This is a genomic window from Corynebacterium sp. (genome assembly GCF_030532965.1).
GTDB lineage: Bacteria > Actinomycetota > Actinomycetes > Mycobacteriales > Mycobacteriaceae > Corynebacterium.
On record NZ_JAUNKC010000022.1, the window covers coordinates 1 to 13,135 of the forward strand.

Consider the following 13,135-nt stretch of genomic DNA (forward strand, 5'->3'; position numbering starts at 1 on the left):
ATGAGCCATGACGACAAGATGGAGAAGGAGGCCATGGCCAAGGACGCCATGGAGAAAGATGCTATGGAAAAGGACAAGATGGAAAAATAGTCGTTAAAAAAGCGACATCCTTATCGTCTGCCGCCGTAATACGCTGGACAGTTCCGTCTTTTCTCCTTTGAGTATTACCCGGTATCCTAATGGATCATGGAAATATCCAGCGAAGAACTGCTTGTCACTATCGCCCAGGGCGATAAACAAGCCTTCGGCGCTCTCTACGATCGCACCGCAGCCCGCGTTATTGGTATCTGCATGCAGGTACTGCATAACCGGGCTGTCGCCGAAGAAGTCACCCAAGAAGTATTCATCGAAATTTGGCGCAACGCCCACACATTCTCCCCGGATAAAGGCAGTGCGCTTGGTTGGATTCTTCGGCTTGCCCGGTCCCGGGCCATTGATAAACTCCGCTCCCGCACAGCGGCACTGGCTCGTGACGAGCGTGACGCGGCGTTGGAAAACGTCACCCGTTACGTCGATGTTGAAAGCGACGCGCTTGGCGCAATCGAAGGTGAACACCTCCGCGCCGCCGTTGACGACATCGGCGAACCCCATCGCAGCGCAATCATGCTCACGTACTTCGGCGGGCTCAGCCAACAACAGCTCGCCGAACATCTCGGCATACCACTCGGAACCGCTAAAACCCGAGTGCGCGATGGGTTGAAAAAACTTAAAGCCGCACTCCATGTCACTCAAGGAAAGGAGGGATAATGGCCGACAATACCAACGACTGGCTCGCCGACTTCGACGATAGCGAACTCACCGAAGAAGAACGCCGCGATCTAGCCGACGCTCTTGCGCTGTCAGCGGTTCCACTTCCCCCCTCAGCTGGGCTGAAGGCAGATATTTTCGCCGCAATCGAAAACGTCGAGCAGCAGCCAGCACCCGTAGCCGAAGTTATTCCGATCCAACGCTATCGCCCCCGTCGAATGGCGGCGGTGACGTCGATTGCGGCCGCCGTGGTCTTAATCGCCGCTGCGGGTGTCACATTGCCGAAGCTTTTCGACGCCCCCACCAGCACCATCACCACCAATGCCTTGTCTGGTGTTGATGCGATGCACGAAATCATGGACGCAGCCGACGTGCAAAGCGCCAATATGGACGTCAGCGGGGTGCAATTGCATGTGGTTTCCTCCAACACCATGGACAAAGCAGGTGCCATGGTCCAGGGCGCCCCGACCGTCAAAGACGGAATGGGAGTCCAGGTGTGGAGCGTAACCGATTCCGGCAAAATCACCTCCGCAGGCGTGATCGGTCCGGAAGATCACACCGACGTGTGGATGCCGTTTAGCGAGGCAACCACCAAAGTAATTCTCACCGAGGAGCCGCTGGCTGGCAGCGAAAAGCCAACCGGGGCAATGATTGGGGAAATGAAACTATAAATTCGCTAACAAGGCACAAACGATCGGCCGGGAGCTTTTAGGCTTCCCGGCCGATTCTGTTATTTCTTTCGGCTACCCGCCTTAACTACCCGCTTGGTAGTTTTGGTGGGTTTCTTCGCTGCCTTTTTCGTGGTCTTTTTCGTAGTTTTCTTAGTGGATTTCTTCGCTGCCTTCTTGGTGGCTTTCTTAGTACCACCTTCAGCGGCTTCCTTCGCGCGCCGTTCGGACAGCAGCTCGTTCGCCCGGGCGTCGGTAAGCGTCAGCGGATCGTCACCGCGCCGCAGCGATGCATTGGTCACACCGTCAGTGACATACGGGCCAAACCTGCCGTCTTTGACGCTCATCGGCTTACCCGAAACGTCGTTATCGCCCAATTCCTTGATTGCCTGCTGGCTGGTGGCGCCCCTACCCCGGCGTTTCGGCTCGGCGTAGATGCGGCGCGCTTCATCAAGGGTGATGGTGAAAATCTGTTCCTCGCTGGAAAGCGACCGGGAATCCGAGCCCTTCTTTAGGTACGGACCATAGCGGCCGTTTTGCGCGGTAATAACCTCATTATCGCTAGGGTCGACCCCCACTTCGCGCGGCAAGGAGATCAGCTGCAAAGCCTCTTCCAGCGTCACAGTCGACGGCTCCATGGAGGAAAACAGCGACGCGGTCGCGGGTTTCAGCGTCTCTTCAATGATCTGATTGATGCGCTTTTCTTTCGCAGCGATGGCGGTTTTGGTTTCCCAGTTTTTCGGCCGTTTGCCCTCAGCCTTACGCTGCGCGTCCTCGGCGGCGCGCTCCTCGGCGACGATCTCTTCCGCCTTTATCGCGACCTTTTCCTTCTCGTCCTCACCCATGATCTCCGTGACATACGGACCAAATCGGCCCTCTTTCGCAACGATCATGCGGCCGTTTGCCGGGTTGAGTCCCAGTTCGCGACCAGATTGCGGCGTGGCAAAGAGCTTCTCCGCGTATTCCAGGGTCAGTTCGTCGGGAGTGGTGGTGTCGGAAAGGTTTGCCCGCTGGAATTCCGGCTCCCCGTCCTTGACACCGATTTGCCGCTCCAAGTACGGCCCGTAACGGCCCACCCGCACGTAGATCGGACGGCCCTCGGCGTCGTCGAAAAGCGGAAGGGAGTTTACAACCCGGGCATCAATCTGCTCCAAATTATCGCCGACCAGCGCTTTAAGCCCGCCTTGCCGTGCGATGGTTTCGGCAGTGGCATCGGAGGCATCCGCGTCGCCGAAATAGAACCCCTTCAGCCAATTCGAGCCAACCTCGTTTCCGGCGGCAATATCATCCAGTTCGTCTTCCATGGAGGAGGTGAAATCGTAATCCACCAGTGCAGCAAAGGACTTCTCCATCAACCCCACGACGGCGAACGCCACCCAACTAGGCACCAGCGCATTGCCGCGCGAATACACGTAGCCACGATCCTGAATCGTCTTAATAATGCTCGCATAGGTGGACGGACGGCCAATGCCAAGGTCCTCCATCTTCTTCACCAGCGACGCTTCGGTATAGCGGGCAGGCGGGTTAGTGGAATGCCCCTCGGCCTCCAACTTATTCACGCCCAACTGATCGCCCTGGGAAAGCTGCGGCAAATGCCGCTCCGCATTATCAGCAACATCCCGGCCGTCCGCCTGCTTGGTGGTTTCCACATAGGCGCGCAAGAATCCCTGGAACGTGATAGTCCGACCCGTCGAGGAGAACTCAACCTCAGTGCCATCGGAAGCCCGGCCCCCGATGGTGACTTTCATCGACGTACCCTTTGCATCCGCCATCTGGGAAGCAACGGTCCGCTGCCAGATCAGCTCATACAGCTTGTATTCTTCCGCGTCCAATACCGCGTGCAACTCACCTGGGGTAGCAAACTGCTCACCCGCAGGGCGAATCGCCTCGTGCGCTTCCTGGGAGTTTTTCACCTTCCGGTCGTAGCGGCGCGGACCAGGAGCAACATAGTTTTCGCCGTACAGGGCGATTGCTTGCTCCCGGGCAGCCGTTAGCCCCTGTTCCGACAACGTGGTGCTGTCGGTACGCATATATGTGATGTGGCCGTTTTCGTACAGCCGCTGCGCAATCCGCATCGTGCGTTCCGAGGTGTAATGCAGCTTTCGGCCTGCCTCTTGCTGCAGCGTCGACGTCATAAACGGCGCATAAGGCCTGCGGGTATACGGTTTTTCTTCCACTGAAACAACGGAGAAATCCGCCCCGTCGAGAACCTGAACCAGATGCTCGGCGCGCTCCTTATCGACGACGGCAACGTCGCCCGTAAGCTCACCCTTGTCGTTGAAATCGCGGCCCAAAGCCACCCGCTTGCCATCAACCGCGGTAAGCCGACCATCAAATTCCCGCGGATTGCCGTCGGTTGCGGGCTTAGCGGTATCGAACAGCGCCTTTAAATCCCAATATTCGGCAGAAACGAACGCCATCCGCTCCCGTTCCCGCTCAACAATCACCCGCGTGGCAACCGACTGAACCCGACCCGCTGATAGCCGCGGCATTACCTTTTTCCACAGCACCGGCGATACTTCGTAGCCGTACAACCGGTCCAAAATACGGCGAGTTTCCTGGGCATCCACCAGGTTTTCATCCAGGTCACGCGTGTTTTCCGCGGCGGCAAGGATGGCGGGTTTGGTGATCTCATTGAACACCATGCGGCGCACCGGAACCTTAGGCTTTAAGGTTTCCAGCAAATGCCAGGCGATCGCCTCGCCTTCGCGATCAGGGTCGGTCGCTAGCAGCAATTCATCGACCTGCTTGAGCTTAGTTTTAAGATCAGAAACTTTCTTCTTCTTATCCGGGCTCACCACATACAGCGGTGTGAAATCATCATCGACGTTAACGCCCAACCGCGCCCACGGTTCCTTTTTGAACTTGGGGGGTACATCCGCCGCGCCCCGTGGCAGGTCACGAATATGTCCCACCGAAGCCTCGACAATATAATCCCCGCCCAAGTACGGGGCGATTTTTTTCGCTTTTGTCGCAGACTCGACGATCACGAGACGCTTGATGCCGCTACCTTCAGCCATGAAACGAATGAACCTCAATTCGGTTAACGCACAAATAAATCACATCGCGAGCACCCACCCAATGTGCAGAAAGCTCACACTAGGTAAATACCGCTGGGGTCTTCCGCCAAATGCCGGATAGGATTCAGCAGAAATTACAGACGTTTCCTTATAATACGGGGCTATTGCGCAACTTTGTCCAACCAGATACCCCTCGGCGTTTTCCTTAAGTGGTTTTTTCGGCCGCACGGCACCTTAGGTTTTCCGCTATTTAGCCACGGTATTGACGTATCGAAGTCACACTACCCCCACAAACCACATAAAAATATCCCAAACATAAACCATGCAAAATACATGGAATAGTTGGGGATACCTCAGCGCGACCAGCGAAGTGACCACGCTTAAAATCTTCTTGGGTTACAGTGCCCGGACACCTAGAGCTTGTGGGCCCTTTGCGCCATCGCCAACCTCGAATTCAACCAATTGGTTTTCCTCCAGTGAGCGGAAACCATTGCCCTGAATCTCCGAGTAGTGAACGAACACGTCGGCTGAACCGTCCTCTGGTGCGATAAAGCCGAAGCCCTTTTCAGCATTGAACCACTTTACAGTGCCCTTAGCCATATTATTTTCCTTCATGTGTTGCTATTTTCGGTGCGTGGCCCGAGGGTTGAAAAAAGGTCGATCACGTATCACGCACACTTAACGCAGCGGTCAAGCTTCCGCTGAACCTCAATGACCACATCGTGGTGAACCATTGAGGTGGCAAAAAATCACGTTGCTAAAATGCCTCTAGGATTGGGTACCTAGTGTGGCGACCTCCATCCAAGTGTTCCACGTTTAACAGCAAAACGGGAGGGCTAGCCAAGCAAAACGACGCAACCAGCAGGTCACCGGCAATAAATTAAAGGAGCGGCCATGCCCCAGCCTAGCCCCGAAGTAGGGTACCTACTCGGTGCGGAACTAATCGACGCCCTGCGCAATCGCTTCCCCGACTCCACCTGCACCCACCTACGCACCATCCCCGCCACACAAGCCGAATACGCGCCCTGGCCTGGATGGATCCACCCGGGGATAAAAGAACGACTCATCCACACCGGCATCAGCGCGCCCTATACCCACCAGGCAGCAGCGGCCAACAGCGCCTACCAGGGCAACCACACCGTCATCGCAACCGGCACCTCATCCGGAAAATCCCTGAGCTACCAACTACCGATACTCAGCACCCTTGCCGCCCACCCAGCAGCATGCGCGCTATATATCACCCCCACCAAGGCACTAGGCTCCGACCAGCTCGCCAATACAACCGCCCTCATTCGCGGGATTAATGACCTTAGTTCCGTGCATCCTGCGCCTTATGATGGCGATACCCCCATAGAAGCCCGAACCGCTATCCGCGATACCTCGCGGTTTATTTTCACCAACCCGGATATGGTGCACAGCGGAATCCTCAGCAACCACCACAAATGGGGTCGGTTATTACGCAACCTACGATTCATCGTGATTGACGAATGCCACAGTTACCGGGGTGTTTTCGGCGCACACGTCTCATTGGTTCTGCGCAGGCTGCTGCGCATCGCACGCGCATACGGCAGCACCCCAACAGTGATACTCGCGTCCGCCACCACCGCCACCCCGGCCGACCATGCGGGCAGACTCATCGGCGCACCAGTCACCGCGATCACCACCGACACCGCCCCGATGGGGGCACGCACCATCGCGCTATGGGAACCAAGCTTCATCGACGGTGCCGCGGGGGAATGTGGTGCCCCGGTACGGCGATCCGCACCAACCGAAGCCGCCGGAATGATGGCAACCCTCGTCGCGGAAGGTGCCCGTACTCTCACCTTTGTGCGCTCGCGCACCCAGGCGGAACTAGTGGCGTTAAAAACTCAAGAAGAGTTAAATAGCCACGGCCGATTCGATCTCAGCAGCCGGATCGCCTCCTACCGCGCCGGTTACCTGGCCGAAGACCGCCGCACACTTGAGCAGCAGCTTGACGACGGCACCCTGCTAGGCGTCGCCACCACCAACGCCCTGGAACTCGGCATTGATGTCGGTGGGCTCGATGCCGTCATCACCGCCGGGTTCCCCGGAACCATAGCGAGCTTCTGGCAACAAGCAGGACGCGCGGGACGGCGGGGCCAAGGCTCCATTATTGTTCTCATTGCACGAGATGACCCGCTAGATACCTACCTCGTGCATCACCCCGAAGCGCTCCTGGATCACCCCGTAGAATCGGCGGTATTCAACCCAGCCAACCCCTATATCCTCGCAGGTCATCTCTACTGCGCCGCCCTGGAAGCGCCACTAACCGACGCCGAGATTTCCGAATTGCAAGCGCAAGAAGTGGCTGCGTCGCTTGCCAAACAAGGAATACTCCGCCGCCGCGCCAACGGTTGGTTCGCCAGCTTGCCGCCGGGAGAAATGGACCCACATGCACTAGTGGCATTGCGGGGCTCCGGCAGCCAGGTAACCATCGTAGATGCAGAGGACGGCCGGGTGCTCGGAACAATTGACCAGGCACAAGCCTGCTCCCAGGTGCATCCCGGCGCGGTGTATCTGCATCAAGGCGAAAGTTTCGTGGTCGATTCGCTCGACCTAGATACTATGATCGCCCTCGTTCACCCAGAGATCCCTGATTACTACACCCACGCCCGATCTACCACCGATATTCGCATCGTCCGCGAACCAGAGCGGGTGTATAGCCCCGCCGCTGGTTTATGGGTGTCGAACCTCGATGTGGAAGTGACCAACCATGTGATCGGCTACATGATGAAAAGCTTTAACGGCGATGTCATAGCCACCGTGCCATTGGATTTGCCCGCCCACACGTTGCTGACCAAGGCGGTCGCGTACACCGTTGATCCCGCTGTGGTAGACGCGCTGGGAATTAGCGACATCCCCGGCGCGTTGCATGCTGCGGAGCATGCGGCGATTGGGTTGTTGCCGCTTTTTGCTACCTGTGACCGGTGGGATATTGGTGGGGTGTCCACACCACTGCATGCGGATACGGGGTTACCCACGGTGTTTGTTTACGATGGACACCCCGGTGGCGCGGGGTTTGCTGACTGTGGTTTCGCGCGGTTTGCCGAATGGATCGCCGCAACATATGAGGCGGTTCGTTCGTGTGCATGTGATACTGGTTGCCCGTCGTGTGTCCAGTCGCCTAAATGCGGCAACGGAAATTCGCCGTTGGATAAAGCGGGGGCCATTAAGCTGTTGGGGGCGTTGTGCACGATGCTTGATGGGGGTTAGCGTGGGCCCGCCCGTGCGGTCGCGGTGGCGCGGTTGTCGACTGCTGTAACGATAACGTCGCTGTCAACAACCGCGCAGTCGTGTATCGCTGCGCGGTTGAGTTGCGCAGCGTAGGCGGCCTTTTTACAGGGTGGTTCGCCGGTATAGACCGCCCAGGCGCCCGCGACTGCCGCCAAATCGGCGGCCACTTGGGCGCGGTGGGTGGCGATTGTGGTGTTGGTTATCGAGGCGATGATCAACAGTAGTGCGGATAACGCCGCGATTAACCCTGCGGTGGTGACCGTTGCGCTTCCGGTTTCGTCGCGTAGAAGTAGGATACGCCCCATAGCTACTGCTCCATCGGGAAAATGGCGTGCGCTGTCATGGTTCCCAGCGGAGCCGGTACGGTGGCGCTGGCCGTGGCAAGACCGGCGTGTTCCGTCACCGTTACCGTGCCCCGGGGTGGCTGGTAGTCGGTGCCAATTGCATGAGCGCGTGCCGCCGCACCAGCGCTGTCGATAGCGGAAAGATAGGCCGCTAGTGTCATCATGCCCGCTACCATCAGCGAGAACACCACAATGAGGGAGCTTAATGCGATGGCGGTTTCCACCGTGGTGGATCCCTCGTCATCGATGAGAATGGCACCGACGTTGCGCATGTTTATGCCGGGGACTTGCTTAATGCGTTGGTGATAATGGATTCCAATGCGTCGGAGACAGAGCCCGATGTGACCACCAAATACAGTGCACCAGCGAGCGCGGCGGCGGCAAGCGCACCCATTGCGTATTCGATGGTTGTGGAGCCTTCGTCGTCGGCAAGCACGTCGGGTAGCTCCCAGGTACGTATCACGTAATTGATGGTGGAGGCGATTTTTTCCATGATGGTTTCCTTTTCTCTTGGTGAAAGTTATGTGGTGATGATTTTGAGTCCGAGTTCCAGCACGACCGGCGCTAACCCGAGCAGGAAGAATGCTGGCAAGTAGCACAGGGTTAGTGGCAGTGCGATGAGGACACCTGCGCGTTCCGCGCGTGCGGTTGCATGGTCTATGTCTTCTTGACGTAGCTTTTCCGCACTGTCGCGACAGCCGTGTGCGAGTGCTGCCCCGGAGCGTTGCGAATTGGTGGCTAAAGCCGCCAATTGCGCGTAGTGAGGATCGGAATAGAGTTCTGCCCATGCTTTTTCGGCCGTTATTCCCAGTTCCAGGAGGCTTGCTGTGCGACGCCAGCTGGTGGAATTGCTTGCGGTTGCTACCGCAGCCGCCGCATGGGCTGGGCTCAAGCCAGATTCCACGCACGCTGCATACAATTCCAGGTCGGCAGCGGCCGCAAGCGGGTCCGTCTGTGGGGTGGACCGATGCTCGCGGAGCTTGGCTTCAAGCCGGTGCAGCGTGGTTCGTACTGGCCCGTCCCGCGGCTTCGTCTCGATTGGTTGAAGCGCAGCTGGCGGGATGCGCAGCGCCGGGTTCGGCCCGGTAAGTAGGAGTGCGCAGCCTAGTAACAGTGCAGCGAGGATAATCATGTTGTTGCCCTTTCGATGATGCGGTGTGACCACAGCAGCCCGGCGCATTCGCAGATCATTCCCATGACGAGGATGACCCCGCCCAGGCCGCCGCCGAATAAGAAACCAGGGGCATTCACCCCGAGCGCGTATCCCATGCCGATGCCGAGTATTGGAAGAACCGCCAGAACGATCGCGCTCACCGTGGCACCTTGGATGCTTGCCCGGATTCGGGCGTCGTGGCGGATGTTATGGTTGATCCGGTCGTGAAGGTGCCGCAGGATTTTGGTCAGGCTGATGCCGTGCTGTTCAGCTATGGCCCACAAGCACCCGAATTGGTGCAGATATGGATTGTTTGAGCTGCGTAAATAGTCGCTTCCGGTGCCGCTGATCGCCGCGTGGCTCAAAGCCACTGCGATGTCGGTGTGTACGTGAACGTCATCAAGCTGTTCGCTGGCCGTTTTCAGGGCGTTGAGCATGCTTGCGCCTGCGGAAAGCTCCGCTATTGCTGCTTCGAGGAGCTGCGCTATCTGTTCGTTTTGCCTGCGAAGCGCACGCTGCGCTGCGATCGACCGCAGGATCACCGTCATGGTGGTTCCGCCGATTACGCAGGCGACGATGAGGGAAACAGGAATTGCCAGTAGTTGGTTGGTGAGAAAAACACCGATGGCTCCAACTAACGCCATGCTCACAGGGGGAGTTTGCGTGACCCGCGATATTTTGCTGCGCCACCACGAAACATCTGCAGTTCCGATGCGGCTTTTTGGCGCTGGCGGTATCCCCACCAGGACGGCTGCGGCAATAAGCAGCGACGATGTTGTTATCGGATTCATCGACACCGCCCCCAGTCGATGTGTGGGGCGGAAGATTCGGAGGCGTCCCAGAGTATGTCGACCGTGGTGGGAAAGCCCTTCAAAACCCCTATTTGGTTCAGGCGACGCCGTCCATCGGCGAAGCGTTTCATCGCCAGGATCACTGGCGATGCTGCGGCGAGCTGCGACATGAGCGCGTCGCGACTCATGCCGCCTTGTGCCGCTAATGCTTCCAGGCGGGCTGGCACCTCGGTTATCGAATTCGCATGTATCGTCCCGGCGCAGCCGTCGTGACCAGTATTCAATGCGGCAAGCAGATCGATGACTTCGACACCGCGTATCTCTCCGACGACGATCCGGTCGGGCCGCATCCGAAGCGCTTGCCTGAGTAGATCAGCCATGGTGACTGCGCCGTTTCCTTCGGTATTGGCCCCGCGGGAAATCAGATTCAGTACATGTGGGTGCTGCGGCCGAAGTTCAGCGGTGTCCTCGATGCAGATGATCCGTTCTTTCGCAGCTACCTCGCCTAATAGCGCAGTCAACATGGTGGTTTTCCCGCTGCCGGTTCCGCCCACGACGATGAAGGATCGCCGGGCGGAAACCAGCTGACTGAGATTCGCGGCAGTTTCGGAATTGATGCCGCGCTTCGCAATAAGGGTCTCCAGCCGGGCATCAGCGTGCCGAAGCACGCGCAACGAAATACAGGTTCCGGCCTGTGCGGGTGGGGACAAAATGGCGTGGACCCGCACCGTTGTGCCGTCCGGTCGCAGCAAATAGCCGTTGGCGAAACACTGCGCCTCATCAATGCGGCTGCCTGCCGCTGTTATCAGGCGGGTCGCCAATTGGCGAACCTGTTGTTCGGAGTCGAATCGAACCACCGATTGTTCCAGGCCATTGCCCCGGTCATACCATACGGTTCCAGCCCCATTGACCAGGATATCGGTGACATTTTGAATCGCCATGACCTGTTCCAATTGGCCGACCCCGACCGAATCGTGGCGTAATTTGCGCAGCACGGCCAAAACATCACCGTCGCTTAAAATCCCGCCCGCCTCAGCGCGCACCAAACGAGCTATTGCTTCCGGGTCGTGGCTTATTGTGGGGTCAGCTGCCGTTTGTGCGGCGAGGGTGTGCTGGACTTTGTGGGTGATCGCATCAAGATCAAAGGTGGTTGTGCCGGGCATTATGCCACCTGCCGTGCTGGTTGATCGCCATGGTGTTCCGCCACGGCCTGTGTGAGTGTTGTCGCCGCCAGTCGCAGGAGTTTCGGCTGCTGTATATGGCTTAACCCGGCGGTTTCGATAAGACGCGCCAGGCCGGAGATCGTCCGAATTTCCGTGGTGGGGGCGATCCCGACGATGGCTTCCATGTCTGTGCCCGACAAGCCCGACCAGCCGCGATGTCGGATGCTAAGCCCACATGGGATCCGATTGCTGCGCAATTTAGCGATAATACGCTGGGCATTTGCTGCCGCGCGGACTTCCGCCGGGCTTAGCACTTCGACATAGTCGCAGTGATCGGCAACCGCGCTAAAGAACGGTGCATGGCTTGGCAGGTCTACGATGACATGGTAGCTTGCGCTTAAAATCCGTATCGCAAGCTGCAGTTTTTCCTCGGTTATTCCGCTGACAAGCCCGCCGCGCGCTGCCGTGAGTACCGGGAGGTGATTATCCGTGTGCGGCAAGGCGGTAACGATGTCAGTCGGATCGATCGTGGCGTCTGCCAGCCGCAGCTCAGCCCACCGTATCCCCGGGCACAATTCACAGCCTAGAAGGAGATCAATTCCAGCGGATTGCGGATCGGCGTCGATAAGCACGGTCGGAACGTCAGCCGCCATGTGCAGCGCTACGCTTGCCGCCAAGGTGGATGCCCCAGCCCCACCAACCGATGACGTCACGGCAATAACGGGATATCTGTCGGTGGATTGCCTGGTAACGGACTGGTTTCCCAGTTCGCTCAGTAGTGGTTTCAATTCTGCCGGGATGATAAAGGCATTAGCCGCGCCGACGTGTACGGCTAGTTTCCAATCGATGGGGCCGGGTTCGGCAAATAGTAAAAATAACGTGCCGCTCGTTCGATACGCAGACGCATGGGCGGCCGTGGTGGCGTCGACAAGCAGTGCGGACGCCTTGGGCGCATACCGGATGATGTCCCGGGGATCTGTGGTGTCAACGATCTCCATGCCGGTTGCGGCGGCCACGCTAAGCGCCTCGGGGTGGATAACTGGATCGGTGATGGCAACGAGGATAGCTGGGGTGGTCATGCTTTAAGTGTTCGCCACAACCGCCGCGGTCGTGCTGGCGGTGGTACTGGGCTGTGGATAACTCACAATGTAGCTGACGCGTCCACAATTTTTCTGTGGAATTTAGTCCCCTTGCGCCACATGTGCACCACCAGTAACGAGGTGACGCACCGCAGCTACCCCCCGCCCGCTACACCCCTTGACGGGCCATCACCGACATCACCGTCTCTAGTCGCGCCGATTCGGACGCAGAATCATAAGTTCCCAGCCAGACGTCTTCCGCCACCTGACCATCGGCAAGTACCAAAACCCGCTGTGCATGGCTAGCCACCAACGGATCGTGGGTCACCAAAACTATCGTGGAGCCGGCGGAATGGATATCGTGCAGTAGAGCGAGGATCTGAACGGAGGTCGCGTGATTGAGAGCGCCGGTCGGTTCGTCGCCAAAGATAATTGCCGGTTCATTGATCAGCGCCCGACAAATCCCGGCGCGCTGCAATTGCCCACCAGAAACTTCCGAGATCGCCCGGTCCCCCAAATCCCCTATGCCCATGCGTTCCAACAGGCTGTTTGCCAGCTGTGTCACGTCGTCTCGCCCTCGTTTCGCGGCGAGAAATCCGGGCAAGATGATGTTATCGCGCACGCTTATCGACGGCAGAAAGTGCGGCTGTTGAAAAACAAACCCAATATTTTGCAGTCGGAATTGCGCCCGCTCCTGATCGGTTAAGGCGGTTAGTTCCGTGCCCTTAAGGTGCACGGTCCCATCGGTGGGGTTGTCTAGCCCACTCAGGATGTGGAGCAGGGTGGATTTACCTGAGCCACTGGGACCCATGATCGCAACGAACTGTTCCTGGGCAATATCCAGATCGATTCCGGCTAGCACCTGGCTGTCGTAGGTTTTTGTTACATTCTTTGCTTGCAGCATCGTTGTTTCCT

The 13,135-nt window shown here is 58.0% G+C and carries 13 protein-coding genes; 3 read left to right on the forward strand and 10 right to left on the reverse strand.

Annotated elements, in window-relative coordinates; translation table 11 throughout:
• The first annotated feature begins 186 nt into the window (after window positions 1-186).
• A complete protein-coding gene (locus Q4D85_RS09980) occupies window positions 187-747 on the forward strand; it encodes a sigma-70 family RNA polymerase sigma factor (RefSeq protein WP_303200122.1) in 561 nt (186 codons plus the stop codon).
• Complete coding sequence (locus Q4D85_RS09985; protein WP_303200123.1) at window positions 747-1,418, forward strand: anti-sigma factor; 672 nt, start codon at window positions 747-749, stop codon at window positions 1,416-1,418. Before Q4D85_RS09980 ends, Q4D85_RS09985 begins: the two co-directional genes overlap by 1 nt.
• A 59-nt stretch (window positions 1,419-1,477) precedes the next feature.
• On the opposite strand, the gene topA is transcribed toward Q4D85_RS09985, so the two are convergent.
• Together topA and Q4D85_RS09995 are read right to left on the reverse strand one after the other, a co-directional pair.
• A complete protein-coding gene (topA, locus tag Q4D85_RS09990) occupies window positions 1,478-4,435 on the reverse strand; it encodes a type I DNA topoisomerase (RefSeq protein ID WP_303200124.1) in 2,958 nt (985 codons plus the stop codon).
• A gap of 396 nt (window positions 4,436-4,831) precedes the next feature.
• The gene (locus Q4D85_RS09995) at window positions 4,832-5,035 is read right to left on the reverse strand and encodes a cold-shock protein (protein ID WP_047263091.1); all 204 of its coding nucleotides are present in this window, start codon (window positions 5,033-5,035) and stop codon (window positions 4,832-4,834) included.
• Window positions 5,036-5,329: 294 nt separating this feature from the next.
• On the opposite strand from Q4D85_RS09995, the gene Q4D85_RS10000 reads away from it, so the two are divergent.
• Window positions 5,330-7,669, forward strand: a complete 2,340-nt coding sequence (locus Q4D85_RS10000; protein WP_303200125.1) for a DEAD/DEAH box helicase — start codon at window positions 5,330-5,332, stop codon at window positions 7,667-7,669.
• On the opposite strand, the gene Q4D85_RS10005 is transcribed toward Q4D85_RS10000, so the two are convergent.
• The 8 genes from Q4D85_RS10005 to Q4D85_RS10040 form a co-directional block, all read right to left on the reverse strand.
• Entirely contained in the window at window positions 7,666-7,995 is a 330-nt protein-coding gene (locus tag Q4D85_RS10005) for an Rv3654c family TadE-like protein (protein ID WP_303200126.1), read from the reverse strand. The genes Q4D85_RS10000 and Q4D85_RS10005 overlap by 4 nt on opposite strands.
• Before the next feature lie 2 nt (window positions 7,996-7,997).
• Window positions 7,998-8,306: a hypothetical protein gene (locus Q4D85_RS10010; protein ID WP_303200127.1), complete on the reverse strand. Its 309-nt coding sequence runs from the start codon at window positions 8,304-8,306 to the stop codon at window positions 7,998-8,000.
• 2 nt (window positions 8,307-8,308) lie between these two features.
• Window positions 8,309-8,527 (reverse strand): DUF4244 domain-containing protein, encoded by a 219-nt coding sequence (locus tag Q4D85_RS10015; protein ID WP_303200128.1) that lies wholly within the window; start codon window positions 8,525-8,527, stop codon window positions 8,309-8,311.
• Between the two features lie 27 nt (window positions 8,528-8,554).
• The gene (locus Q4D85_RS10020) at window positions 8,555-9,166 is read right to left on the reverse strand and encodes a type II secretion system F family protein (RefSeq protein ID WP_303200129.1); all 612 of its coding nucleotides are present in this window, start codon (window positions 9,164-9,166) and stop codon (window positions 8,555-8,557) included.
• A complete protein-coding gene (locus Q4D85_RS10025; protein WP_303200130.1) occupies window positions 9,163-9,978 on the reverse strand; it encodes a type II secretion system F family protein in 816 nt (271 codons plus the stop codon). The genes Q4D85_RS10020 and Q4D85_RS10025 overlap by 4 nt, the downstream gene beginning before the upstream one ends.
• Window positions 9,975-11,141 carry a TadA family conjugal transfer-associated ATPase gene (locus Q4D85_RS10030; RefSeq protein WP_303200131.1) on the reverse strand — a complete coding sequence of 389 codons (1,167 nt, stop codon included), beginning with the start codon at window positions 11,139-11,141 and terminating at the stop codon, window positions 9,975-9,977. Before Q4D85_RS10030 ends, Q4D85_RS10025 begins: the two co-directional genes overlap by 4 nt.
• On the reverse strand, window positions 11,141-12,220 hold the full coding sequence (ssd, locus tag Q4D85_RS10035) for a septum site-determining protein Ssd (RefSeq protein WP_303200132.1): 1,080 nt from the start codon (window positions 12,218-12,220) through the stop codon (window positions 11,141-11,143). Before ssd ends, Q4D85_RS10030 begins: the two co-directional genes overlap by 1 nt.
• 169 nt (window positions 12,221-12,389) lie before the next feature.
• A complete protein-coding gene (locus Q4D85_RS10040) occupies window positions 12,390-13,124 on the reverse strand; it encodes an ABC transporter ATP-binding protein (protein ID WP_303200133.1) in 735 nt (244 codons plus the stop codon).
• Window positions 13,125-13,135: the final 11 nt, after the last annotated feature.

Coding starts and splice junctions, on each gene's coding strand:
- Q4D85_RS09980 (WP_303200122.1), top strand. CDS start 187: ATGGAAATATCCAGCGAAGAACTGCTTGTCACTATCGCCCAGGGCGAT.
- Q4D85_RS09985 (WP_303200123.1), top strand. CDS start 747: ATGGCCGACAATACCAACGACTGGCTCGCCGACTTCGACGATAGCGAA.
- topA (WP_303200124.1), bottom strand. CDS start 4,435: ATGGCTGAAGGTAGCGGCATCAAGCGTCTCGTGATCGTCGAGTCTGCG.
- Q4D85_RS09995 (WP_047263091.1), bottom strand. CDS start 5,035: ATGGCTAAGGGCACTGTAAAGTGGTTCAATGCTGAAAAGGGCTTCGGC.
- Q4D85_RS10000 (WP_303200125.1), top strand. CDS start 5,330: ATGCCCCAGCCTAGCCCCGAAGTAGGGTACCTACTCGGTGCGGAACTA.
- Q4D85_RS10005 (WP_303200126.1), bottom strand. CDS start 7,995: ATGGGGCGTATCCTACTTCTACGCGACGAAACCGGAAGCGCAACGGTC.
- Q4D85_RS10010 (WP_303200127.1), bottom strand. CDS start 8,306: ATGCGCAACGTCGGTGCCATTCTCATCGATGACGAGGGATCCACCACG.
- Q4D85_RS10015 (WP_303200128.1), bottom strand. CDS start 8,527: ATGGAAAAAATCGCCTCCACCATCAATTACGTGATACGTACCTGGGAG.
- Q4D85_RS10020 (WP_303200129.1), bottom strand. CDS start 9,166: ATGATTATCCTCGCTGCACTGTTACTAGGCTGCGCACTCCTACTTACC.
- Q4D85_RS10025 (WP_303200130.1), bottom strand. CDS start 9,978: ATGAATCCGATAACAACATCGTCGCTGCTTATTGCCGCAGCCGTCCTG.
- Q4D85_RS10030 (WP_303200131.1), bottom strand. CDS start 11,141: ATGCCCGGCACAACCACCTTTGATCTTGATGCGATCACCCACAAAGTC.
- ssd (WP_303200132.1), bottom strand. CDS start 12,220: ATGACCACCCCAGCTATCCTCGTTGCCATCACCGATCCAGTTATCCAC.
- Q4D85_RS10040 (WP_303200133.1), bottom strand. CDS start 13,124: ATGCTGCAAGCAAAGAATGTAACAAAAACCTACGACAGCCAGGTGCTA.